Origin of the sequence: Alteromonas sp. B31-7 (assembly GCF_015767655.1) — a bacterium.
In the GTDB taxonomy this organism is placed as follows: Bacteria; Pseudomonadota; Gammaproteobacteria; order Enterobacterales; family Alteromonadaceae; genus Alteromonas; species Alteromonas australica.
Genome location: NZ_CP065233.1, coordinates 2,886,951 through 2,910,339, shown reverse-complemented (window position 1 = coordinate 2,910,339; position 23,389 = coordinate 2,886,951). Strand labels below are relative to the sequence as shown.

Sequence of the window (23,389 nt, the reverse complement as noted above, 5' to 3'; positions counted from 1 at the left end):
ACTTAGCGCTTCGCTTTAGGCTCAATGTCACTGCTATTCGAATCGGTAAAAATAAGGCTGTTAGGCGATTGATTTAACTTTTGAAGAACGGGTTGCAAGTTTCGCATCGTGTCTTGCATGGCATCTACCGTTTCTTTTATTTCGGTTTTACTCAGGCCACCGTCGCTGTAATTTTTCAGTAAACTGTCAAGACTGACCAGTACTTGATTCAAGTTATTGTTGAGCTGTTTGGCATCAATGTCGGCAATAAGTAAATCGAAGTCGTCACTCGCAGTTTCTACGGATTGTGCGGCAAGTTTCATATCCTCTACGGCAACCAATACATTATCGACCATATCACCAAGTGGAAGCTGATTTATCTTATCTAAAATAGCATCTGCTTTTTGGGTTAGCTGGGTAAATTCATTCGACACCGTGGGAATCACTTCATAGCCGTTAATTCTTGTTATTTCCGTGCTTCCCGTTGGCTTGGCTACGTGTTGTAAGTCCACATAGAGACCGCCTGTAAGTACATTGCCCATTCTTAGTGTGGCACGTAAATCTTTCCTCAGCCAATTTCGCATCGTTTCCTGAATTGCGTACAAGCCTTCTTGGGTATCAGGTTGACGAACCTTTCCTGGGTAAATATTAATGAGGACAGGAATAGGATAGTCGCGCTCTAAAATATTGCCTTCAACGGCAGGAAATGAGTTGATGGCGGTGACATTGCCAATTTCAATGCCACGATATTCTACCGGCGCGCCCACGGTCAGCCCGCGTACACTTTCATCAATAAGTAACAAGTATTCAGCGGCTAACTTATAGCGGGCGTTAGACGCTGAGGCGGCATCTTCATATACAGTAAAAAATGCATTATCTACCACTCTTTCTCCCGTGGGAACGCCTTCGGGGATGCCAAAGGTAATACCATTTGCCAATAGCGTTTCTAAACTACCGGTTTGCATCTTAACGCCGCTAGATTCAAGCAGAAGCTTCACGCCACTCACATCCCAAAAGCGGGTATTTTCGGTAATCAGTTTATGATACGGCGCTTCAATAAAGGCATCGTAATACACTACACGTTCTTCAATATTAAATACCGCGTCTTCAAACTCGCCCACTTTAAAACCTTTGTAAATGATGGGGTCGCCGGGTTTATAGGCAAACTCATCATCGCTTTTTAAAATAAGATGAAGTCCAGGGGTGCCTGGTGGGGTAACCGGGGGGCGCTCTAATGCAACAAAGTGCAGTTTTTCTTTGCCTGTATCATCGGCCGACATCGCAATATAACTGCCTGATAAAAGCGTATTGAGCCCAGACACTTCTGAAAAGCTAATGCGAGGGGCAACAACCCAAAATTCAGTATTTTCAGTGAGTAGATGTGCGGCATTTGCATCAATTCTCGCCGTCACTAAAACCCCTTCGAGATCGGGCTTAAGCGTGATCTTCTTCACTTGGCCAATTTCGAGGTCTTTCACCTTTATGGGGGTTTTATTAACCTCAATGCCCGTTGCAGATTGCACCTCTAACGTAATAAGAGGGCCTTGATTCTTCCATTGGTAATACACCATCCAGCCACCGATGAGCACCACCAAAATAGGGATGATCCAAATCCGTGAAATGGAAGTGGTAGATTTAACCTTAGCGTCTTGGGTCATTGTTGTTTTTTCCAGGGCTGCCAGATTAACCGCGAGTCAAATGTCATGGCGGCTATCATTGTTACAAATACCACAGCACAAAAGGCTAGCGCAGCTTGGCCAGGGTATATAGAGAGGGTGTTTCCCATTTGTATTAGCGCGACAAGCACCGCAACCACAAAAACGTCAATCATAGACCAACGACCGATCGCTTCTGTTGCGCGATAGTATCGAACACGTAGTAATTGAGAGTTTGTTTTTTGTCGTTGCACTGAATAATTAAGCCAGGCCAAAATGATAATTTTTGCCACGGGCACGATGACACTGGCAATCAGAATAATCAGTGCCACAGGGTAAGACCCTGACTCCCATAGAGAAATGACACCGCCTATAATGGTATTAGGTGTTTCCTGCCCAAAAAGTTCAGTATACATGATTGGCAGTACATTGGCTGGAATGTAAAGCAAGCAGGCCGTAAACAGGAGTGCCCAGGTTCGCTGGATGCTGGCGTTTGCTTGTGCTTGACTTAAAGGTTTGGGGGAGGGCGCTTCACCTTGACGAAGCCAAAGTGCAAATCGGGTGGTATCAAATTGAGCAATACTGATTGCAGTAAAGGCACTAAAACCTATAAAGGCATAGAACGACATACCAATGGACACATCCGCCAATTCTGTAATTTTAATTAAGCTAACGAGCGTACCCACCAAAAATATTTCGGCCATGCTCCAAGGTAAAAGGGCTTTGACTAGCTGAAACACACGCGGTAGATAAAAGGGCTTATGATTGTTAAGTTGCGCTAGCGCTAGCACGATTAAACCTATGAGTACGGCGCCGGGTAGCAGTACGGTCGCTAAGCTGGTAATAATAGCTAAAGACAGATAATCGTGTTCTATTAACACGGTAATCCCCGAGGGTAAGTCGATGCTGTGTTTTTGCCCACTGGCCTTAAAGGTGAGAAAATTAAACGGTAACGACAATAGCAAAAACATTAAGGCGCTGAACGCAAACGCTAACACCTTCTCTGTACCGTTACGCTTATAAGCAATGAGCGTGTGATGACAAACAGGGCACACTGCGCGCTGTTTATGCTCCAAAGATGGAATCTTTACTTCTGTATGGCACTGTTCACAGACCAATGCTAAAGAATCATGATTTTTCATAGTATTAATTTACTATGTCCGGCAAATAATATATCAAAGGTATAACACACTGATTTTTAGTGTTTACAGAATAGCGTATTGTGCGTCGGTCGGGAAGTACACGCACTAGCTTGTTGCAAGGCAACATCATAATAAGAATATAAAAATGAAAAATACGGAAACGATACAGCACTTTATTAAACAAAAGAGAAGGCAAGGGGAGCGTTTTGTTACCAAGCGAAATCTTGGTTTAGTGCGCTTTTGGCGCAGCCTCCTATTCCCGCAGCGGTGCTATTTCATTGCGACTGCCATGTTTTTGGCTTTGTTTTTATTTGATTTAGATAGCTTCCTTTATCAGTTTGTTATGTTTAGTTTTGTGCTGGTGGGGTTGGCGAAGGAAGTGTGGCCCAGATTTATGTTGGCGTGGCACAGCTTACCAGGGAAAGCCTTCGTGCTGTTTATCTATGCGGTGATTGCAAATTTTGCACTGGCATCTGCAGGAGGGTTGGTGAATGAGATTACGGGTATCTCGGCCAACGCATTGCCCTATAGTCACAACCTAGCACTGATATTAATGTTACCCAGCTGGTTTTTTATCACCACGGTAATCGCACTTTTGATGATTACCTTGCTAACGCCCGTTTATTTGTTTTTACTGTTACTGTTGAAACCGATGGGGTTGCATAAACTTTGGCACGCGCCCAATTATCGATTTGTGTTTACCACGGCGTTAGTGCGGTATTTGTGGACGGCGGCACTTTTTTTCAAAGCCATTCTTATCGCTACGCAATTTGGCGTGTTCGGCCAATTCTCATGCATAGAAGATCACAGTGTCGTGATAGGAAGTGAGTGTGAACCCGCTAATGACGTGGCGCTTGTCGGCGATCCCGCTACCGCAGAAACCTCGGCTCCCCTTCAACTGCCCCTTCAGCCTGGCGTGGAAGAAAAAGACCCTAAACAACCTTCGCTTAGTATGGAAAAGATAATCAGTGAGCTGAATGACTCAGAAGATGTTTCTGACGTCGAGCTTGGTGAGCTAATTGTCAATGCAACAAAACGTGCGCAAGCGTTTCGACAAGGACAGTTACTATTATTAGCTGCGTTTATTTACCGCTACGAGGCTGACACCCGCTCGCGCTGCGCACATGTTGAAAACAGTCGAGTTATTGAAATAAATGACTATGAAATTTTGCAAATTACGACAACAGAATCTGAATTAGGCTATGAATACAACGTTATTCCGTGTGATTCAGCGGCAATAGGGAAAGGTAAAGTCGAAGGGTAGGGGCGTAGACACAACACCCCCTAAATTCACTGGCTGGTTAATTTTGTTATTGATTTTTCGCGTTTTTTGCTCTAGCTTCACCCTATCAAAGGGACTCAATTAAAAGGAATTAAACGTGAAATACGTGTATTTTGCGCTCGTCTTCGCGATGTGGGTGATACAACCTGTCGCAGCTAAAACTCAATTGTTTACGTCGTACTCAAATCAGCTAGACGAAAAAAGCGTGTCTAGCTTTTCTCATATTTCTGTTCACACTAAGCACCTCTTTTCAGCAGCTACCCTCGACGTTGATGCACTCAAAAGATTGCAGAAAGGCGATGCCCTGTTAATGAACCTGCCAGACGAGGCAGTTGAAAGTCAGGTGGTTAATATTGTAAAAGGCGCGAGCGGTTCGCGTCATATTATCCTTCGCTCTTATGTAGGTGGTTTACCGGTATCATCGGTGATCACGCTAGGTGAAAGCGCCATCCGTTTAGAGTTGGTGACCTCACATGGCCTCTTGTCGGGTTTGGGCTCTGAAGCTGGTGTTGTATTGAGCAACCCAAGTGAAGTCTTTCATGCAAAAGGGTTTACTCAAGATGATTTTATCGTAGCGTCTGCTATTCAGAATGGTAAAAACACCGCTTTATCCCAAGGTGTTATGTCTGCACAACAAGAACACTCAGCCATAGATGAATCGCTCCAACGTCATGCTTCACAGGACGACGAAGCAATCATGAAAGCCGTCTCAACTGAGACGGGCGAAATTGCTTATATTGATGTGTTATTTGTTTACTCTAACAATGTCACTGACGTCATTGATGATATTCACACTACCATCGACCATTTTATTGCCTATACCAATCAAGCGTTTGAAGATTCAGGTATTTTTGCGAAAGTCAGGTTTAAAGGTTCGGTAGCAGTGGACTATGATTATGCAAATGGCTCTGATGCCTTAGATGACCTTTCTCAAGGTAACCCCCCATTCGAGGAAATTGATGTACACCGCTATCAATTCGGGGCAGATGCGGTGGCGCTGCTCACACCGAATTTAACCGGTGATTCTTCAGCCGGTATCGCATTCCAAAACGGTCATATCAAATATTCCGGTGCAAATAGCATGTACAGCCAGTCTGATGTTGATTCATCGGCGTCTACGTTTGCACATGAACTTGGGCATAACCTTGGTTTAGGGCACTCTCGCCCTCAAGGGGAGACAGGATCAGACTTTGATTACGGTGTTGGGTATCGCATTCCCATCCCAGATGGCGTTGGCTTCAGTACTATCATGTCTTATTGGATTGGCAATACCAGTGAAGTTCCTTATTTCTCAAACCCAGCAAAGCTGTGTGGAGAACTCCCGTGTGGGGTATCTAAAACAGATGCCAACTATGGCGCGGATGCGGTAGCAGCGGTTAATGCAGTGCGCCATATTGTTTCTGCTTACGTAGATGAAAATACGGTTCGCACTCCCTTTGCTGATGCGTTAAGTAATGTCTCAGACAGTAATTTACGACAATGTTTAGAAAGCATGAATCATGAGGGGTACGGTTTCGCTGAACAGCTCACTTCGTTGTGGTGTTATGACCCAGTCACGTCCTTATCGGGGCTAGAGAGTTTTACCAACCTTGATTATATTTCTATTAACCAATTGCAAGCCACTGACCTATCTGCACTCGCCAGCCTTACTAAGCTGACTAACTTGGCCCTTTATGACGTCATCGCCACCGATTTTTCGTCGCTCTCTTCTCTTACTGGGTTAAAACAATTGCGTATTGGTGGGAACAATTTTGACAACGATGCCGCTACCATCTTACAAGACCTACCTCAATTAGAAGAACTGCTTTTAGATAGCGAAAATCTGACTTCACTACCCGATACTTTTGGGTCGGCAACCTTATCAGATGTCACCATTAATGCGCCTATTACTTCGTTAGGCGGCCTATCGAAGGCAAAGGCGTTACTTTACCTTAAAATTGAAAGTGACGGGCTTGGCAGTCTTCCGTCTACCCTTGATTGGCCTATGTTGGAAACGTTAAGGTTATTTGATATCTCCATCGAAGATGTGTCTTTTGTTCAAGGTTTTCCCAATCTTACTTCTTTAGAGATTGCGCGCTCAACACTTTCTTCTATTGACGCAATAGCGCAGCTTCATGGGCTAACATCACTTTCCCTTTATGACAACAATATAGACGATATTGGCGCGCTAGCGTCTTTGACAAGCCTGGTTAAGTTGAATATTGCCTTTAACCCAATAACCGACTTTTCAGCTATTGCCGGGCTAGTAAACTTAAAGGAACTAGATGCGGGTACATACTTTGCGGGTAACATTCGTAGTTGGGCCGAGTTAAAAGAAATAAGCACATTAGAGTCACTTACACTTTACGGTGTTAGTGCCAGTGCCATTCCTTATATCAGTGCGAGCAACTCAACACTCACTTCACTGTCACTATACGACGTGAATGCTGTGGATCTATCTCGCTTTTTTAGCGCGTTTCGATTAAGAAGCCTTTCTTTGTATTCGGCTTCAGATGCTACGTTTTATTGCTGGCAAATTAATTACCTTCGTACACTTCTCTCAGGCAATGCCTATTTAGATTTTGATTGTTCAACAGACGATGACAGCAACGATTTTGACCAAGACGGTATCGGTAACATTGATGAATTATCTGCGGGCACCAACCCTACTGAAAATGATCTCAACCCTTCGGTGATCCAGTTTGATGTATCAAGCCTGACATTTTTTGAGGTGAAAAATACGACATCCTACACGGGTGTGGTAAGACGTACGGGCAACTCTGCATTAACTGCAAGTGTCGACATTGCAACATCAGGTGGCACGGCAACCTTTTACAATGACTACTATGGACCCAACGAAACACTCGAATTTTCAAAGGGCGAGAATGCACTGCAGTTTAGCCTAAACATCTACGATGACGTTAAAATTGAAGGTGAAGAAACCTTTCAAATAACGCTAACAGACGCGGTAGATGCTCAACTAGGAGAGTTGGACACTATCGATGTGAGCATAAACGATAATAAAGATGGAAGTGACTTTGAAGTTGATAGTGGCGATAGTGGTACGCCATCTATCGGTTGGGATACCTTATTTGAGTCGGCCTTTAATCAGAACGGTGCTATTGAAATTGTGCTCAACCGCCCGGTAGGACTTGAGGGGGCATTTTCTGTGGAAATTTCACCCTTAGCGCTTACAGACGCCTCTGAAGATACCTTCACATTAGCGCAAACCAAAATTGAATTTGCAGGTTCAGATTCATTTAGAACGGTTACGTTAAATTATGATGTATTGGAGGATGAATTTGAGAGCCGCTATATCGTCTTGCGCTTGGTTAACCCTGAAGGTGTGCTGGTTAACCCAGCAAACGGTGCGTTAACCGTTGAGATAAACAACGAAGAATCTGTTCAACGTCAAATTAATTTTGAAAAAGGCTATCAACTGACTTTTGAAAATGACGGAGAATTACAACTAAAACTGGTGAGAAACGCCACCGATAGCGAGTCTCGTACCGTCACAATAGTGACTAATAATGGCACGGCATCGGAAAATGATGACTTTAGTTTGCCTGAGAGCACGGTGACATTTGCGCCGAACGATACCGAAAAATTAGTGACTTTCACCATTCATGATGACGATGAGGCGGAAGAAAATGAATATGTAACATTAAGGTTAGATGGCTTACCTTCAAATTTGTACGGTGATTTTCGAATGACAGTCATTGAAATAACAGATAACGATTCAGAAACTGGTGTGGTGTCTTTTGATACTGCGGCCTCAACAGTAAACGAAGCTGATGGCACTTTTACTATCAATGTGTATCGTGAGGGGAGCATTGCCGGACCTCTTGCGATTGATGTTCGAACGCAAGTAGGGTCAGCTTCAGGCGACGATTTCACCGCCATTGAGCAAGTTGTTTATTTTGAAGAGAATCAGACTATCGCAGAAATACAGGTGGCCATTATTGATGATGCTATCGAAGAAGAAGATGAATCGTTCAGTATTGTTATCGATGCGGATGATAAGCACCTGGGAAGCATAACGACACATACAGTGACTATCGAAGACAACGATGAGGTAACGGGGGTTATCGGGTTCAGTGAAAGTGAGATTGAGGTAGATGAGTCTGCCGGTGAGGTCAGCATAGCATTGACCCGAACTGGCGGTGATTCAGGTGTGAGAGTGGTTACTGTGTATGCCTACGAAAATAATGCCAATTTGAGTGACTTTGCGTTTACCACACAAGAAGTGGAATTTGCCGATGGTGAAACATCAAAATCTGTGATGGTGTCGATTTCTGAAGACACATTAGAAGAAGGCGCGGAAAACTTTATGCTTGAGATAACCAGCGCTAGTCCAGACGTAGTATCAGCACCGGGCCGAATTATTATTACTATCATAGATAATGATACGACCAGTGATGGCGGTGATGATGATGGCGGCAACGACTATGGCGGTGATTTCAGCGGAGGCAACGATGCCGTTAGCGGCGGCTCAGGTGGTGGCAGCACTAGCTACGGGTTGATCATGCTGATGTTGGTCGTGCTTGTTCGGCAAAGACGTGTAAAAACCTAACTGAATAGGCCGCAACTTTCTCTGCCAGGTTCGATTAACCGAATTCAATCGAATCCTGGCAGTAGCCTAGGTACGTAAACCGGAAGTTGGTTATCTATTACTTAAAGGACCCCATGAGCTAGTTTCTGCCCAAAATATTGTCATTGTTGAGAGTTAGATGCCTGTCTACGTATACGGTTGTAGCTGCCTTTCCCCTATATTCAGGAAAACGACCCAATCGCGCGTTTTTGTCCTTTACGTAATTAGCCCTTATTAAGCGTAACCTCTGTACTCTTTGACTTTCAGTAAACTCTGAATGATGGCACTATGGATAAAAACGAGCACATGCTCGGAAGAAAAACGCGCAATTTGCGCACTATTAAATTGTTATGCGCTCAGAAAATTACGCTAGCAATTTGTAACCCTTAAGGTTACAATAAAATGATGATTAAGGGTTTTATACATAAAGGCCTTCAGAAGTTTTACGCTAAAGGAACCACTTCAGAAATTCAGAAAAAGCACGAAAAAAAGCTTCGTCTTATTCTGTCGAATCTCGATCAAGCCGAAACACCTGATGACATGGATTTACCCGGCCTTTATATGCACAAACTCAAAGGTAACAGAAATGATATTTGGTCTGTTCAGGTAAGTGGAAACTGGAGAGTTACATACCGCTTTGTTGGACGAGATGTTGAAATCGTTAATTACGAGGATTATCACTAATGAATATGCATAACCCTGCGCATCCCGGTGAGATACTCAAAGATCTTGTTATTGATGCTCTAGAACTGACTATTACTGATGTAGCGCAACATTTAGATGTGAGCCGTAAAACATTATCGAAAGTTCTTAATGGCAAAGGGGCTATTACCCCAGAGATGGCTCTTCGTCTTGAACTCGTTTTCGGTAAGCCTTCTGCGGCCCATTGGCTTCGTTTGCAAAATGCATTTGATTTGTGGCAAACAAGACAATATCAAAGCTCTTTACATGTCTCACCGTATAATTTGGCTACGGTATAAAACGCGCATAACAAAAAAATCAAGTTCGCCCGCTGCGCGGGCTGGGACTCAAACATGAGGGCTGACTCGCTTCGCTCGGATTTTAGCCCACATGTCCGCGCCCCTTATTTAGAAGTTATTGAATGTCCGTTCATTGTCTATTGGTGCCAGCCAAAGCTGATTGTAGGTCAACTGTGTACGTGAAGCGGTCCTTTGCTAGGCTCGAGTTGAAATACTTCACCACAGAAAAAACGGCTACACAGCAGCACATCAACTTTGTGATTTTAGGTCGCATTTTGCTAATAGAACCCATAGTATAAAACAGGACGAATAAATTCATTCAGTTTACAAATTAAGGGAAACGAAATGGAAAGGATGACGAAGATAAGGTTAATATTATTTTGGGCAAAATTCGCAGCCGTACTGTTCACTCTTCCCACTGCTGCACAGAGTTTGAGCCAACATCAAGCCGACCTAGATACCTATTTAAAGACCCTTAGTGACAATAATAAGATCATGACTGCGGTGTATGTGACTGAGAATGGTGTTCCACGCTATGAGCACTATGCAGGTCTGGCATCAGTTGAAGATAATAGTCCAATCTCTGCCCAAACACGTTTTCGCATTGGCTCAGTAACTAAGACTTTCACAGCGGTACTGATAATGCAGCTTATCGAAAATAAGAAACTGAGTTTGGATACAAAGCTAGACCAGTTCTACCCTGCCATCCCCAATTCGGCACAAATCAACATTAAGCATTTATTGAGTCACCGTTCAGGGATATTCAACTATACCAATGACCCTGATTACACGAGTTTTATGACGACGCCGCAGACAGAAGAGCAGCTTGTTTCAAGGATTCGAGAGTATCAGCCTGAGTTTAGTCCGGGTAGTAAACATAAGTATTCTAACTCTAACTACGCGCTTTTAGGTTTCATCATTGAATCGCTACACGACAAGCCGCTTAAAGAAATAATCAATAAGAAAATTACTCAACCATTAGATTTAAACAGCACTTATTACGGCAATAGCATTGAAATTGAAGAAAATGAAGCCTCGACTTATCGACACAACGGGCACTGGATCAAGCAGCCAGAAACGCATATGAGTGTGCCTCACGGAGCAGGAGCGATTGTTTCTACTGCGAAAGATACCAATCAGTTTTTTACTGCATTGTTTGGCGGTAAACTGATATCAAGCGATTCGTTGAGTACCATGATGAAGCTTGAGGATGGTTATGGCTTAGGTATGACTGCGGCCCCATTTGGCGAGAAGAAGTTTTACGGGCATTTTGGTGGCATTGACGGATTTGTTTCCGCAGCCGGCTACAATACAGAGGACGGGCTAAACATAACTGTGCTAAGCAATGCATTAAACTATAACTTCAACGATGTGTTGATTGCCGTTCTAAAAACCATGTACGGTCTTTCTATAGATATTCCGGACTTTTCTGCAAAACCTATAACGTTAAGCGAAAAGATCTTAAGCTCATTCGAAGGTAAATATGCGAGCACACAAGTACCTATTAAAATTCGCTTCTGGGTTGAAAATGGAAGATTGATGAGTCAAGGAGAGGGCCAAGGCGCTCTTCCACTGACAGCGTATTCAGAAACAGAATTTCGTTTTGATCCTGCTGGTATCGTCATCAACTTTGACAAACCGAGCGCCTCATCATCTCAGTCAAATGGTTTTATTCTGAGCCAAGGCGGTGGTAAATATGACTTCAAACGCCAGTAATAGCGTTTAAGTCAGTTCCCTTGACTAAACAGAAGTAGAAAATAACGTCGCTTAATGTCTGTCTTGTCTATTTATGCCTGTCAGTGGTCACTGTTAGGCAGTTCCGTACGCAGGCTGTGTGAAAACTATTGATCACCTTTTGGTCTAAGCAGACTTTTTATATGATCAATCGGTCTTAAGTATCGGTCCTCAATTGATATCTGAATTGGTACAATAAAACTATCAAAAAATTGATAGGTTTCAATCACATGTCGAGATTTATCGAAGGCCAAAGCCGAACACAAAGCACGCTGTTCCCCGAAGTTTTAGATGACTACATCCATGAAGATAATCCGATTCGTGCAGTCGATATGTTTATCAATTCATTAGATTTATCTGACTTGGGTTTTGCACGTTGCCAACCAGCCAAAACAGGTAGGCCAAGCTATTCTCCGGCAACGATGCTCAAGATTTACCTTTATGGTTATCTTAATCGCATTCAATCAAGCAGACGTTTAGAAAAAGAAACGCAGCGTAATGTCGAGTTGATGTGGCTGGTTGAGCGTCTTACCCCAGATTTTAAAACGATTGCTGATTTCAGACGTGACAACGGCAACGCGATACAACAAGTCTGTAAGCGCTTTGTGTTGATATGCCGTGAACTCAATATGTTTACGGATGCCATCGTGGCTATTGACGGCACTAAGTTCAAAGCGGTTAACAATATCGCTAAGAACTACTCACGTGGTTTGATAAAGACGTGTATCGAAACAACCGAAAAAGATATTGCCAATTATCTTATGGAGCTCGATAGAGCAGACCGCCAGTCCCGCACTGAAGACGCAGAAAAATTGAAAGGCAAGCTCGCTAAACTGCAAGCGCGTCTGGTAAGCGAGAAAACAATACAGCAAGAATTGGAAACCTTACCCGACAAACAAATCTCCTATACCGACCCCGACAGCAGGCGAATGGCACTAAAGCATAAAGGCGTATTAGTTGGCTATAATATTCAAGCGGCTGTCGACACCCAACATCACTTGATACTTGCCCATTACGTGACTAATAACCCAAGTGACAGACATCAGCTTGTCCCGATGAGCCAGCATGTGCAACAAGCGTTAGGTAAACAAGACATTACCATTCTTGCTGATAGAGGTTATGACGACAGCACGAGCTTTAAGACTGTTCATGAGGCAGGCGTTACTGCAATTGTTCCGAAGATCCGTACTTCGGCTAATCGAAAAAAAGGACTGTTTACCAAAGAAGACTTTGTCTATAAGAAAGAAAAAGACGTCTATGAATGTCCTGCTGGCAAAGATATCCCGTTTAGCTTTGTTTCAACTGACAAAGGAAAACCGCTACGCGCTTACATGTCGGTCATGACCTGCAAAGGTTGTACTATGAAATCGCGGTGCACAACATCACCAGCAGGAAGACGGATCCGAAGACTCGATGATGAGGAGCATGTTGAACGCGTGGCACAAGCTTATAAAAACATGCCAAACGCAATGATATTGAGGCATCAAACCGTCGAGCATCCCTTTGGCACAATAAAGCAATGGGCAGGAACGCAACAATTACTGACAAGAACATTAAAACATGTAAAAACAGAGGTAAGTTTGCAGGTCTTGGCATACAACTTCAAAAGAATGATGAATATCATGGGCGTTAGCGGTCTCATATCTGCAATGAAGACATGAGAGTTGTGGAAACACTCCTTCAAAAATTATAGTGGACTTAGAATTACCGTATTATTCAATTTAAAAACAGCAACCATTAATATGAGTTTTCACACGGTCTGTACGTGAAGCGGACATAGGCAAAACCAAACAATGAAAAACCGAAGGCGCAAAGCGGACGCTGGCGAACCGGTATGAATATACCCAAAAGCAGACAGTGGTTTGTGAATGCTAGTTTAGTGTAAGTCTGAGAATACTTCTGGGTGTTGTTCAGCGATTCTCAATAATGCAATAGCAGGGCCATTTGGTTCACGACGACCTTGTTCCCAGTCTTGCAATGTTCGCTTACTGACTCCGAGCATGGCTGCGAATGCCGCCTGAGACATTCTAAGTTTTGCCCTAATAACATCAGGCGATGATGGCTCTGAAAGTTGCGTAGTTTTTAGTTCTACTTCTCCTTTCTTAAAGCTCTGAATTTCTTCAATGCCCGCAAGAATTTCGGCACCTAAATCACGATTTGTCATTATTAATAGCCTCCGCGATCTTTTTAAGTTGATGACCAGGTATGGTTGCTTTGTCCGATTTACCGTATATGGTCAACATCCACACTTCATCATCGGATTTTTTCCAGTAATAAATAACCCTAACACCGCCACTTTTCCCTTGTCCGTCGGCTGCCCAACGCACTTTTCTAACGCCTCCAGAGCCTCTCACAACATCACCAGATTCTGGGTGTTGTAAAAGATAATTTTGTAGGCCTCGATAATCATCATCGCCTAAGTAACTAGGTAGCAGTTTGGTGAAAAGGCTAGTTTCGATAAAAATCATAACACCATAGTACGGCAATGCCGTACCCCAGTAAAGTAATTAGTTCGTGCGATTGGGTTACATCCTTGAATCCGTTAAGTTTTCGATTACAAATCAAGATGCTCAGAGCTTTCTAGAGCATCTTCTACCGTTATCCCTAAGTAATGAACGGTACTCTCTATTTTCTTGTGGCCAAGTAGAATTTGTATTTCACGCAAATTATGCCTCATCTTATATAGTAAAGATGCTTTAGTCCTACGCAGATAATGCGTTCCATAATCGGAAGGGTCCAAACCTATTGATTCGACCCAGCCCTCTACAATCCTAGCGTAGGTGCGTGTTGTAATGTGCGGTGAATCATGAAGACGAGATTTGAAAATAAAGTCATCAAGCTTCACGTCCGCTTCAATAAACCATTCGTCTAATGCGTTTCTAGTTTTTTCCGTTATTTCAAACGTCACCGGACTTTGTGTTTTTTGCTGCATGATGGTCGCTCTGCTCAGTACACGATTACTGTGAGCAACATCTCGACGTCTTATCCTTACCAAGTCGCACCCTCGTAATTTGCTATCTATGGCAAGATTAAAAAGCGCTAAGCCTCTCTTGTTTCCAGATTTTGCTAAAAGCGTCCTTATCGACCAAACCTGCGATGCTTTTAATGGTAGCTTTTGTCCAATCAACTTACCTTTATTCCATGGTGCCCGTTGGGCATTAGCTTTTTCGTTGATAACCATAATGGTTCTCCGTATCTCGATTCACGGAGCAGCAAGTAACCAACAATCACACGTTCTTTAAGCAAAGGTTAATATTCTTGTGATTTCAATATTTGAGATGTCATTAAAAGCAGACGCTCTATTAGCTACTAATAACTAGCTTTGTGGATATATAGATTCCTGGGGAATAAAAATCAGGTTATTGCGGTTTGGTACGTATTGCAGCCGTTGAGTAATATATAACTCTTGATTAAAAATGATCTGGATAGCAGTAGCATTCTTAATTGTTGAAAGCCCCCAGATTGGAGCTTTCTTAATCGCAGGCAGTCCTTTCCTGCTTCCACGAAGAGAAAAGTAGTGGCGATCGCTTTATTAAAAGTGTTTGCATTTTGCGATGGGTTTGTATCGAGTATTCAGCCAGTATTATCAATTTGTATGGAATACATATCTATGCAATACTCTCTGTACAAAAAATAGCCACCCTGGAAGGTTGCAGTATGAAGATATTATTTGTTGCGCTTTGCTTTTTTTTACTGTTCATCGTCGACGTTAATGCTTCTTCAAAGTTAACGAAGTTTTCTTATCCTGCATCAGAGCAAATAATTGTTGTCGATGAAATACATGGGCATAAGATTCCGGATCCTTTTCGGTGGTTGGAAGACGACGAATCAATTGAGACTCGCAACTGGATCAAAGATCAGCAAGCATTTGCTGATGCTCAGTTGTCTAACCTTAAAGCTCTCCCTATGTTTGAGAAAGCTCTGGCTCGTATGAAAAATGTAGAGCTTAATGGATCTCCAACTGTTGCAGGCGACTTTACCTTTGTATGGAAGCATCCCATCAATAGTAATTTCTGGCAATATATCGTTATCGATGAGAAGGGAATGGAGCGAGTCTTACTTGATCCCTCAGAGTTTAGTGAAGATGGAACTGCAAATATCTCAATTCTCGATACAAACAAAGATGGGACTATAGTAGCCTATGGAGTCACGCTCACTGGCGCGGATGAAATGGAAATACGATTTAGAGACACAGTAACAGGAAAAGATCTCCGTGAGGTCTTGCCCTACGGTCTCTACGATCAGGTGAAGTTTAAAACCGATGGAAAAGGATATTATTATACAAAGCGTACACGCGGTGAATCGGTATTAATCTATTCTCATCAATATGGAACTGACTTTAGCGATGATGAAGTTTTATTCGGACAAGGGCAGCCGCTTGAAAATTGGATTAGCATTGATGAATCTGATTCGGGCCGATACCTGCTATTTTCCGTTGAGCATGGCTGGACAAGATCTGATCTTTACTTACGAGATACAAGAAGTGATGGTGAAACAAAAGCCATAGTTAAAGGGTTGGATGGTTTGTTTATGCCGTGGTTTATTGGAGAAAAGCTCTATATTTACAGCAACCTAACTGCCAACAATGGCGAAGTCTATGAGGTTGATCTATCAAAGCTCAATATGGCCAATTGGAAGTTAATTATCCCAGAAGACGCCGAACGCGTTATCGAGGATATAAATGTAGCGGATAATAAGAATGTCATCACTTATCTACAAAATGTACAACATAAGTTGCATGTATTTTCACCTGAAGGAGAGTTTCTTTATCAAATACCTGTCCCTGCTCACTCACAAGTAACTAGACTATCGAGCCATAAAAATTCTGAGGTACTTTATTTTGGAACTGACACATTTTTAGCTGGAAGAAAAACCTTTGAGTTTAATGTTAAGGAGAAAAAATCTAGTCTTTACACCGAATCCAAGGTTCCTTTTGACAGTGATAAATTTGAGGTAAAGCAATACTGGGTAACTTCTAAAGATGGTACTCGCTTTCCAATATCAATATTAGGTGCCAAAGGGTTTCATAAGATGGGGCCTCGACCAACTATATTATATGGTTATGGAGGTTTTGCTCAAAGTATAATGCCTCGGTTTTCAGATGCACAGGCCGCATGGATAGAAGCGGGTGGAAACTACGTTATCGCCAACATTCGAGGCGGAAGCGAATTTGGTAAAGAATGGCATCGTCAAGGACAGCTCCAAAACAAACAAAATGTTTTTGATGATTTTATAGCCGCTGCAAACTGGCTTAAAGAGGAGGGTTTTACAACCAAGAAGCAATTGGCAATTCAAGGGGGGAGTAACGGTGGTTTGTTGGTCGGTGCAGTTACAACTCAAAAGCCAGACTTAGCGAATGTAGTTCTATGCCATTACCCTGATCTTGATATGATTGGGTATTATCGTTTTAAAAATAATAATGCGCCTGCTCTAAAAGAATATGGCGATGCATCAATCAAAGCCCACTTTGATTTTCTTATTAAATACTCTCCATATCAGAACGTAAAGCAAGGCGTATCATATCCAGCAATGTATATTAGTAGCGGAGATTTTGATACTAGAGTTCCGCCGTTGCAAGCCAGAAAAATGACAGCTAAGCTTCAACAATTTAGTTCTGGAGTATCCCCAATAATATTGAAGTATGACGAACAAAGTGGTCATACAGCTGGCGGATCAAATACTCAAATGGCGATTAAGAAGACAGCAGAATACCTTGCTTTTGCGGCCAAATACACAGGGCTCAGTATGTAAGAGCGCTATCTCTAAAACTCAATCTTTGCGGCAAATAGGAAATGCTTAGGAAAATCTACACGATTGAATATTGACAGGTCAAAGATGCCTGGCTTGGAAGATTTGCATCCCTACAAATCATAACTTTCCCAAAGCCTAAGCGATGTGCGTTTTGACCATCCGCAGGTTTAAATATCGCCCAGCTTGAGCGTCTGCTCATTGTCTAAAGCGGCCCACAGCAGCGCGATTGATTACGCTTATAGCTGTCTCCCAGATGAAGGTAAAATCGAATCGCCGAAGCGGTAATATCAGATATTTGCTACTACCACTTAAAAGAAAAAGCTCGCTATAAAGATAGCGAGCTTTTTTGTATTTCAGGTGTACTTTCACTTCGCTTTTTAGAAGCTAGCGTTGCCCGGTGTGCGTGGGAACGGAATAACATCACGTACGTTTTGCATGCCAGTGACGTAAGCAACAAGGCGCTCAAAACCAAGACCAAAGCCTGAGTGAGGGACGGTGCCGTAACGACGCAGATCGCGATACCACGCATAGTCTTCTTTAGATAAGCCCATTTCATCTAGGCGCGCATCAAACACATCTAGGCGCTCTTCACGCTGTGAACCGCCAATGATTTCACCAATGCCGGGTGCCAATACGTCCATTGCAGCCACGGTTTTACCGTCGTCATTAATGCGCATATAGAAAGCTTTAATGTCTTTGGGGTAGTTCTGCATGATGATTGGCGCGCCAACGTGCTCTTCGGCTAGGTAACGCTCGTGTTCAGATGAAAGGTCGATGCCCCATTCAACCGGGAATTCAAATTCTTTTCCGCAGTTTTGAAGGATTTCGATAGCATCGGTGTAATCCATACGAACAAAGTCTGAATTTACCAGTTTTTCTAAACGCTCTACGGCGTCTTTCTTAATACGCTGGGCAAAGAATGCCATGTCGTCAGGCAGTTCTTCAAGTACGGCTTTACATACATATTTCAGCATGTCTTCAGCAAGTTGCGCCACATCTTTTAGTTCAGCGAACGCCACTTCAGGCTCAATCATCCAGAACTCAGCTAAGTGACGAGAAGTGTTTGAATTTTCTGCACGGAACGTTGGCCCAAAGGTATACACCTTAGACATCGCAGTACAGTAGGTTTCAACGTTAAGCTGACCTGATACTGTTAGGTAGGTTTCTTTACCGAAAAAGTCTTCGGAATAATCAACATTACCTTTGTCATCAAGAGGAAGGTTCATCATGTCGAGTGTCGATACTCGGAACATTTCACCGGCGCCTTCTGTGTCGCTCGCCGTTAAAATAGGCGTAGAGATCCAGTAGTAACCTTTTTCGTGGAAGAAACGGTGAATGGCCTGCGACAAACAGTTGCGTACACGAGTAACCGCGCCAATCACATTGGTACGAGGGCGCAGGTGTGCGTATTCACGCAGATATTCAATACTGTGGCGCTTAGCGGCCATAGGGTAGGTGTCTGGGTTCTCTACCCAACCCACAATCTCAACGTCGGTAGCATCAATTTCAAGGGCTTGCCCTTGTCCTTGAGACTCTTTTACCGTGCCTGTTACCGTTAATGAGCAGCCCGCAGTCAGGCGCTGAATATCGGCGTAATTAGACAGAGAATTCAGTGCAATGACTTGAACAGGATCAAAGCAGCTACCATCGTGAAGTGCTACAAATGATAACCCCGCTTTAGAGTCACGGCGTGTTCTTACCCAACCTTTTACGGTTACCGATTCGCCAACGGCGTACTTGCCTTTAAGTACGTCAACTACGGGCGCATGCGTCATGTTATTTTCTCCGTCTTACTGATTTTATGCTGTTATCTGTCATAGTGACATATCCAACAACAATGTGCCTAGGCACAAATTCTTCACTAAATAATCAATGTTTTAGATTTCTTTGCCGATAACTCGGCATAGCATAGTAATTAACTCGTCTGAACATGCGTTTTTGCAGTTAATATGATTAAGGTATGACCCCATACCCAGCTAACTGCATACAAACAACAATGTAACAGCACGCTAGTATACTCAACCTAACAACGGATGCCAGAGAACAGAGTGACAAATGGGAAATAAAAATACACCGCCAGGCTTTGTGGAAAGGCGTTCTACCCCTCGTACGCAAACCCCGCTTTTTAAAGTTATGCTAACACTGAATGTGATTGGTTGGGTTTCTCTGGTTGTGGCACTGATACTTTTTCATTTCGCCCGACCCGACTTTATCAGTGGCGTGCAAAGCTATTGGGGTGTGGAAGGGAAGAATAGTTGGTCGCCAGAATATGTAAGAGCCATGCTGGGCGTATTGCAACTTGGCTTAGGCGTTAGCTTGGTGAGCATTGTTATCCGCGCTCGCCGCAGCAGGCGGCGAGGGGATACGTTCGGTAGTAATCTTATCGTGCTGGCGGTGATTGCTGCGGTAAGCTTAATTACCATAGTCACCACCTTCGATGTGTTTAAATAAAGGCAGCGGTAATTAACCAATACGTGTAGCCGGTGTAAGCGGCTACTAACACACCACCTTCCAGTCGATTCAGTCGCCCTTGGCGCTTAATACCAATACAAAACACAAACAGCGCCACTGTGGCGGCTAACATCACAATGACATCGCGATATAAAAAGTCTGCGCTAACGGCCATGGGCTGAATAGTGCCTGCAATACCCACCACAGCAAGGGTATTAAACATATTCGACCCTATTACATTGCCAAGCGCTAAGTCATGCTCACCTTTTTTCACTGCGATAAGTGACGACGCGAGTTCAGGTAACGAGGTGCCAATGGCAATGACTGTTAGCCCTATAATAGTGTCGCTCACACCGAAGAAACCGGCAACTTCCACCGCGCCCCATACCAACATACGCGAGCTCGCCACCAGTAAAAGCAACCCCGCAATAAGCCAGATTACATGGGTTTTTACTGTCCCTTCAGTGGTGTTTAACTCTTCGCTGTACTCATCGGCCAGTGCATCTTTACTGCCTTGCATACCGTGCCAAATGCTCCACGATATTAGCAGTACAAATAACCCTAATAGAGAGAACGCATCGTCTTTGGAAACCTGTTGATCAAGTAACTGCCATGCGGCGAAAAAAGTAATACCCAATAGTACAGGCAGTTCTTTTTTGATGATTTCTGAACGTACCGCTATGGGGCTAATTAACGCGGTTAAGCCAAGAATTAACATAATATTGGCGATGTTCGACCCATAGGCATTTCCCAGTGCAATTCCTGAGTTACCCTGAATAGCAGCAAAAATGGAAACAATGATTTCTGGGGCAGAGGTACCAAAACCGATAATCAGCATCCCGATTAAAAGAGGGGAAACGCCGAAATGATTGGCGACAGCCGCTGCACCACCTACAAATTTACTGGCACTCCACAGCAACACCGGAAGGCCAATTAGAATGGCAAAACTCGCTAATAACATACGTTCTCCTACGTCTACAGCGTTATTACTTTCTGATGATATTTTGTTGTCATTACGATGAAAAAAAGCCGTGCTGAATCCACTTTGCAAAACTTAATTTCGGCGTAAACTTCGCGCCATTCATATGTGATGAATCGTTGTTCGCGTGTTCTATGACATCAGCCAACGATTGTAACTCAACTGGTCTCTTTTAGAAGCGAAATACATGCACAACACCCTGATAGTGGCCGAAGATACAGCGCCATTTCGCCATAGCCCGTTAACGGTACTCACCTTTAATGACTATTTAGCTGACTTTCCTAAATTGAATGAACCTAAGACGCGAGTGATTAACTTATGCGATACCAGTCGCTACTTAGGGGAAGGCTATTACTGTTCATTGTTAGCGCAAGCTCGTCAGCATTCGGTTTTACCTGCGGTCAATACGATCAATGACTTACGCCTTGCCGAGGCGCGACGGGTAGATAAAATTCCGTTTTCAGCTCCGTTAGTAAACGGTGACTTCAGCCTCCCTTCGGCACCTTTATTGGTACTTTTTGGTGAAGTTAAAGATCAGCGTTTTAAGCGACTAGCTCGGCAAGCGTTTGAAAAGTATCCATGCCCTATTTTGTTGCTCACTCTGAACGTGTCTCCTCTAGAGCAAGCAGGCATCGCGGGGAAACAAAGCCTTGTGGGTGTGGCTGATGTAGAGGCTTGCGCATTTGCAAAACTAAATGAAGCACAGCAACACGCATGCATTGCTGATATAGAAGCTTATACAAAAAAACAGTGGAAAGCGTCAAAGTCGAGCAAGCGTCCGCGCTGGGACATGGCGATATTAGTCAACCCAGAAGAGCCAACGCCGCCAAGTGACAATAAAGCCATTCGCCAATTTGTAAAGGCTGCTGAAAAACTAGGGTTTCAAGCTAACGTAGTCAGTGGATTATCACCTGAAGAATTAGGCCAGTACGATGCCTTGTTTATTCGCGAAACCACTGCCATCGACCACCATACGTATCGGCTAGCGCGAGCAGCAGAACGGGAAGGTGTGGTGGTCATGGATGATACTCAATCCATATTACGTTGTTGTAATAAAGTGTTTTTGCAAGACGCATTTACGTATCAAAAAGTGCCTGCCCCTAAAGCAACGTTCGTGTCAAAAGTAACGGATGAAGTGTGTGAAAGCCTGATTGAAAGTTTTGGCTTACCTTTGGTGTTAAAACTGCCAGAAAGCGCGTTTTCTCGTGGCGTTTATAAAGCGCAAAATATTGACGAGCTCAAAACGCGGTTGGGTAGCATGCTGAATGAGTCAGCGTTGGTTTTGGTTCAAGAGTACATTTATACCGAGTTTGACTGGCGTATCGGTGTGTTAAATGGGAAAGCGATTTATGCGTGCCAGTACTTTATGGCCCGAAATCATTGGCAAATTTATCATCACCAAGGCGAACGTTTCTCGTCTGGCGGTTTTACCACCATGCCAACGTTTGAAGTGCCAAAACCTGTGATTAATGCAGCACTAAAAGCGGCCAAAGTGGTAGGTAACGGCTTGTATGGCGTCGATATTAAACAAACAGGCAACCAGGTTTACGTGATTGAGGTTAACGATAACCCAAGTATTGACGCGGGTATCGAAGATAAATATTTAGGAAGCGCACTGTATGAAATCATCATGCAGGCATTTGCGGATAGATTAGAGTTACGGGGCCGATGATTCCATTAAGCGAAAAGAACGGGCTAAAAAGCGCATCTACGACCTTAACGCCGTCTTTCAAAAGTGCGCCTGTAGGTGTTCGGCAAGCAACGCTTGCCGATGTGCCAGCGTTAGTGTTGCTGGAGCAGCAATGTTTCTCTACCGATAGATTAACGGCAAGACGGTTTAAGCACTATGTGACAAGCCAACAGGCGGTGCTCCTTGTAGCAACATCGCCGCCGCCGAGCATGTTAGTGGGCTATGCGCTACTTCTGTTGCGCCGGGGCACACAACTTACACGTTTGTATTCTATCGCCGTGTCGCCAGAAGCACGGGGCAGTGGTGTAGCGGCGCGCTTAATAACCGCATTAGAGGAGCAGGCGTTACAGCGGGGAAAGCCCTTTATGCGCCTTGAAGTGTCTATAGACAATAAGGGCGCCATTGCTCTGTATGACAGGCTGGGATTTAGTCCATTTGGTATGTATGAAGATTATTATGGTGACCATAGCGACGCGTTACGTATGCAAAAACGCTTAACGTCTGACATAAAAATTCGCCAAGATATTTACCCTTGGTATCAGCAAACCACGCCTTTTACCTGTGGGCCAGCATCTTTGATGATGGCGCTAAAACAGTTGCGTAAAAGCACAGAAATGAATCAGCGTATGGAACTTGATATATGGCGGGTTGCTACCACCATATACATGACCTCGGGTCATGGCGGTTGCCATCCTATCGGTTTAGGGTTAGCGGCGATACATCAGGGGTTTAACGCGAGAGTACTGATTAGCCACGCTTTGCCGTTGTTTGTCGACGGTGTACGAAGCGCGCACAAAAAAGCCGTTATCGCCCATGTAGAAGAAGACTTCTACCGCCAAGCACAGGATAAATCAATGCCGGTTGATATAGGGGCATGGCATCTTGATGACATTGATCATGCACTTACAGCGAACCGGGCAGTACTTTGTTTAATTAGTACCTATGCTTTCGATAAGAAAAAAGCACCACATTGGGTGGTTATTACAGGCGCTGATAGCCTCTGTTTCTACCTTCACGACCCAGACGCAGACACTCACAATAAAATGGAGTTTCAGCATATTCCTATTGCTAAAGAGGACTTTTTACGCCTTGCGACCTATGGCAGTAAAAAAATCAGTGCACTGGTTATCATTGATGCTAAACCATTTTAACCCTTGCTTACGCAATACTGATAAT

General features: G+C 43.7%; 17 protein-coding genes. 10 read left to right on the top strand and 7 right to left on the bottom strand.

Going from position 1 to position 23,389, the window contains the following annotated elements; genetic code table 11:
- Nucleotides 1-2: 2 nt before the first annotated feature.
- Both pqiB and IUA53_RS12550 read right to left on the bottom strand, forming a co-directional pair.
- Nucleotides 3-1,637: an intermembrane transport protein PqiB gene (pqiB, locus tag IUA53_RS12555; protein WP_044056637.1), complete on the bottom strand. Its 1,635-nt coding sequence runs from the start codon at nucleotides 1,635-1,637 to the stop codon at nucleotides 3-5.
- Nucleotides 1,634-2,776: a paraquat-inducible protein A gene (locus IUA53_RS12550; protein ID WP_196897210.1), complete on the bottom strand. Its 1,143-nt coding sequence runs from the start codon at nucleotides 2,774-2,776 to the stop codon at nucleotides 1,634-1,636. Before IUA53_RS12550 ends, pqiB begins: the two co-directional genes overlap by 4 nt.
- Nucleotides 2,777-2,921: 145 nt before the next feature.
- Between IUA53_RS12550 and IUA53_RS12545 the strand changes: the two genes are divergently transcribed.
- The 6 genes from IUA53_RS12545 (at nucleotide 2,922) to IUA53_RS12520 (ending at nucleotide 13,003) form a co-directional block, all read left to right on the top strand.
- Entirely contained in the window at nucleotides 2,922-4,040 is a 1,119-nt protein-coding gene (locus IUA53_RS12545) for a hypothetical protein (RefSeq protein ID WP_196897209.1), read from the top strand.
- A 115-nt stretch (nucleotides 4,041-4,155) separates the two neighbouring features.
- Nucleotides 4,156-8,610, top strand: a complete 4,455-nt coding sequence (locus tag IUA53_RS12540) for a Calx-beta domain-containing protein (protein WP_196897208.1) — start codon at nucleotides 4,156-4,158, stop codon at nucleotides 8,608-8,610.
- Nucleotides 8,611-9,030: 420 nt separating this feature from the next.
- A complete protein-coding gene (locus IUA53_RS12535; RefSeq protein WP_442859004.1) occupies nucleotides 9,031-9,312 on the top strand; it encodes a type II toxin-antitoxin system RelE/ParE family toxin in 282 nt (93 codons plus the stop codon).
- Nucleotides 9,312-9,608, top strand: a complete 297-nt coding sequence (locus tag IUA53_RS12530) for a HigA family addiction module antitoxin (RefSeq protein ID WP_044056641.1) — start codon at nucleotides 9,312-9,314, stop codon at nucleotides 9,606-9,608. The genes IUA53_RS12535 and IUA53_RS12530 overlap by 1 nt, the downstream gene beginning before the upstream one ends.
- Before the next feature lie 345 nt (nucleotides 9,609-9,953).
- Nucleotides 9,954-11,324, top strand: coding sequence for a serine hydrolase domain-containing protein (locus IUA53_RS12525; RefSeq protein WP_196897207.1), 1,371 nt, complete (start codon nucleotides 9,954-9,956; stop codon nucleotides 11,322-11,324).
- A 248-nt stretch (nucleotides 11,325-11,572) separates the two neighbouring features.
- Nucleotides 11,573-13,003 (top strand): IS1182 family transposase, encoded by a 1,431-nt coding sequence (locus IUA53_RS12520; RefSeq protein WP_044446271.1) that lies wholly within the window; start codon nucleotides 11,573-11,575, stop codon nucleotides 13,001-13,003.
- 215 nt (nucleotides 13,004-13,218) lie between these two features.
- Here the strand turns inward: IUA53_RS12520 and IUA53_RS12515 are convergent, their stop codons facing one another.
- The 3 genes from IUA53_RS12515 to IUA53_RS12505 form a co-directional block, all read right to left on the bottom strand.
- Nucleotides 13,219-13,506, bottom strand: a complete 288-nt coding sequence (locus IUA53_RS12515; protein WP_044446270.1) for a helix-turn-helix domain-containing protein — start codon at nucleotides 13,504-13,506, stop codon at nucleotides 13,219-13,221.
- Nucleotides 13,493-13,810: a type II toxin-antitoxin system RelE/ParE family toxin gene (locus tag IUA53_RS12510; protein ID WP_196897206.1), complete on the bottom strand. Its 318-nt coding sequence runs from the start codon at nucleotides 13,808-13,810 to the stop codon at nucleotides 13,493-13,495. The genes IUA53_RS12515 and IUA53_RS12510 overlap by 14 nt, the downstream gene beginning before the upstream one ends.
- 86 nt (nucleotides 13,811-13,896) lie before the next feature.
- Nucleotides 13,897-14,523 carry a tyrosine-type recombinase/integrase gene (locus IUA53_RS12505; RefSeq protein WP_196897205.1) on the bottom strand — a complete coding sequence of 209 codons (627 nt, stop codon included), beginning with the start codon at nucleotides 14,521-14,523 and terminating at the stop codon, nucleotides 13,897-13,899.
- Between the two features lie 476 nt (nucleotides 14,524-14,999).
- On the opposite strand from IUA53_RS12505, the gene IUA53_RS12500 reads away from it, so the two are divergent.
- The gene (locus tag IUA53_RS12500) at nucleotides 15,000-17,093 is read left to right on the top strand and encodes a prolyl oligopeptidase family serine peptidase (RefSeq protein WP_196897204.1); all 2,094 of its coding nucleotides are present in this window, start codon (nucleotides 15,000-15,002) and stop codon (nucleotides 17,091-17,093) included.
- 377 nt (nucleotides 17,094-17,470) lie between these two features.
- Here IUA53_RS12500 and asnS read toward each other — a convergent pair whose 3' ends face one another.
- Complete coding sequence (gene asnS, locus IUA53_RS12495; protein ID WP_044056647.1) at nucleotides 17,471-18,868, bottom strand: asparagine--tRNA ligase; 1,398 nt, start codon at nucleotides 18,866-18,868, stop codon at nucleotides 17,471-17,473.
- A gap of 280 nt (nucleotides 18,869-19,148) precedes the next feature.
- On the opposite strand from asnS, the gene IUA53_RS12490 reads away from it, so the two are divergent.
- The gene (locus IUA53_RS12490) at nucleotides 19,149-19,544 is read left to right on the top strand and encodes a hypothetical protein (RefSeq protein ID WP_044056648.1); all 396 of its coding nucleotides are present in this window, start codon (nucleotides 19,149-19,151) and stop codon (nucleotides 19,542-19,544) included.
- Here IUA53_RS12490 and IUA53_RS12485 read toward each other — a convergent pair.
- Nucleotides 19,537-20,505, bottom strand: a complete 969-nt coding sequence (locus IUA53_RS12485) for a calcium/sodium antiporter (RefSeq protein ID WP_044056649.1) — start codon at nucleotides 20,503-20,505, stop codon at nucleotides 19,537-19,539. The two genes, IUA53_RS12490 and IUA53_RS12485, sit on opposite strands and share 8 nt — an antisense overlap.
- 205 nt (nucleotides 20,506-20,710) lie before the next feature.
- Between IUA53_RS12485 and IUA53_RS12480 the strand changes: the two genes are divergently transcribed.
- Together IUA53_RS12480 and IUA53_RS12475 are read left to right on the top strand one after the other, a co-directional pair.
- Nucleotides 20,711-22,195, top strand: coding sequence for a RimK family protein (locus IUA53_RS12480; RefSeq protein ID WP_196897203.1), 1,485 nt, complete (start codon nucleotides 20,711-20,713; stop codon nucleotides 22,193-22,195).
- The gene (locus IUA53_RS12475; protein WP_196897202.1) at nucleotides 22,192-23,364 is read left to right on the top strand and encodes a GNAT family N-acetyltransferase/peptidase C39 family protein; all 1,173 of its coding nucleotides are present in this window, start codon (nucleotides 22,192-22,194) and stop codon (nucleotides 23,362-23,364) included. Before IUA53_RS12480 ends, IUA53_RS12475 begins: the two co-directional genes overlap by 4 nt.
- The last annotated feature ends 25 nt before the right edge of the window (nucleotides 23,365-23,389 follow it).

Excerpts from the sequence above, each read along its gene's own strand:
- IUA53_RS12550 (WP_196897210.1), bottom strand. The coding sequence starts at position 2,776 with ATGAAAAATCATGATTCTTTAGCATTGGTCTGTGAACAGTGCCATACA.
- IUA53_RS12530 (WP_044056641.1), top strand. The coding sequence starts at position 9,312 with ATGAATATGCATAACCCTGCGCATCCCGGTGAGATACTCAAAGATCTT.
- IUA53_RS12520 (WP_044446271.1), top strand. The coding sequence starts at position 11,573 with ATGTCGAGATTTATCGAAGGCCAAAGCCGAACACAAAGCACGCTGTTC.
- IUA53_RS12490 (WP_044056648.1), top strand. The coding sequence starts at position 19,149 with ATGGGAAATAAAAATACACCGCCAGGCTTTGTGGAAAGGCGTTCTACC.
- IUA53_RS12475 (WP_196897202.1), top strand. The coding sequence starts at position 22,192 with ATGATTCCATTAAGCGAAAAGAACGGGCTAAAAAGCGCATCTACGACC.
- asnS (WP_044056647.1), bottom strand. The coding sequence starts at position 18,868 with ATGACGCATGCGCCCGTAGTTGACGTACTTAAAGGCAAGTACGCCGTT.
- IUA53_RS12500 (WP_196897204.1), top strand. The coding sequence starts at position 15,000 with ATGAAGATATTATTTGTTGCGCTTTGCTTTTTTTTACTGTTCATCGTC.
- IUA53_RS12545 (WP_196897209.1), top strand. The coding sequence starts at position 2,922 with ATGAAAAATACGGAAACGATACAGCACTTTATTAAACAAAAGAGAAGG.
- pqiB (WP_044056637.1), bottom strand. The coding sequence starts at position 1,637 with ATGACCCAAGACGCTAAGGTTAAATCTACCACTTCCATTTCACGGATT.
- IUA53_RS12525 (WP_196897207.1), top strand. The coding sequence starts at position 9,954 with ATGGAAAGGATGACGAAGATAAGGTTAATATTATTTTGGGCAAAATTC.
- IUA53_RS12485 (WP_044056649.1), bottom strand. The coding sequence starts at position 20,505 with ATGTTATTAGCGAGTTTTGCCATTCTAATTGGCCTTCCGGTGTTGCTG.
- IUA53_RS12480 (WP_196897203.1), top strand. The coding sequence starts at position 20,711 with ATGCACAACACCCTGATAGTGGCCGAAGATACAGCGCCATTTCGCCAT.
- IUA53_RS12505 (WP_196897205.1), bottom strand. The coding sequence starts at position 14,523 with ATGGTTATCAACGAAAAAGCTAATGCCCAACGGGCACCATGGAATAAA.
- IUA53_RS12535 (WP_442859004.1), top strand. The coding sequence starts at position 9,031 with ATGATGATTAAGGGTTTTATACATAAAGGCCTTCAGAAGTTTTACGCT.
- IUA53_RS12510 (WP_196897206.1), bottom strand. The coding sequence starts at position 13,810 with ATGATTTTTATCGAAACTAGCCTTTTCACCAAACTGCTACCTAGTTAC.
- IUA53_RS12515 (WP_044446270.1), bottom strand. The coding sequence starts at position 13,506 with ATGACAAATCGTGATTTAGGTGCCGAAATTCTTGCGGGCATTGAAGAA.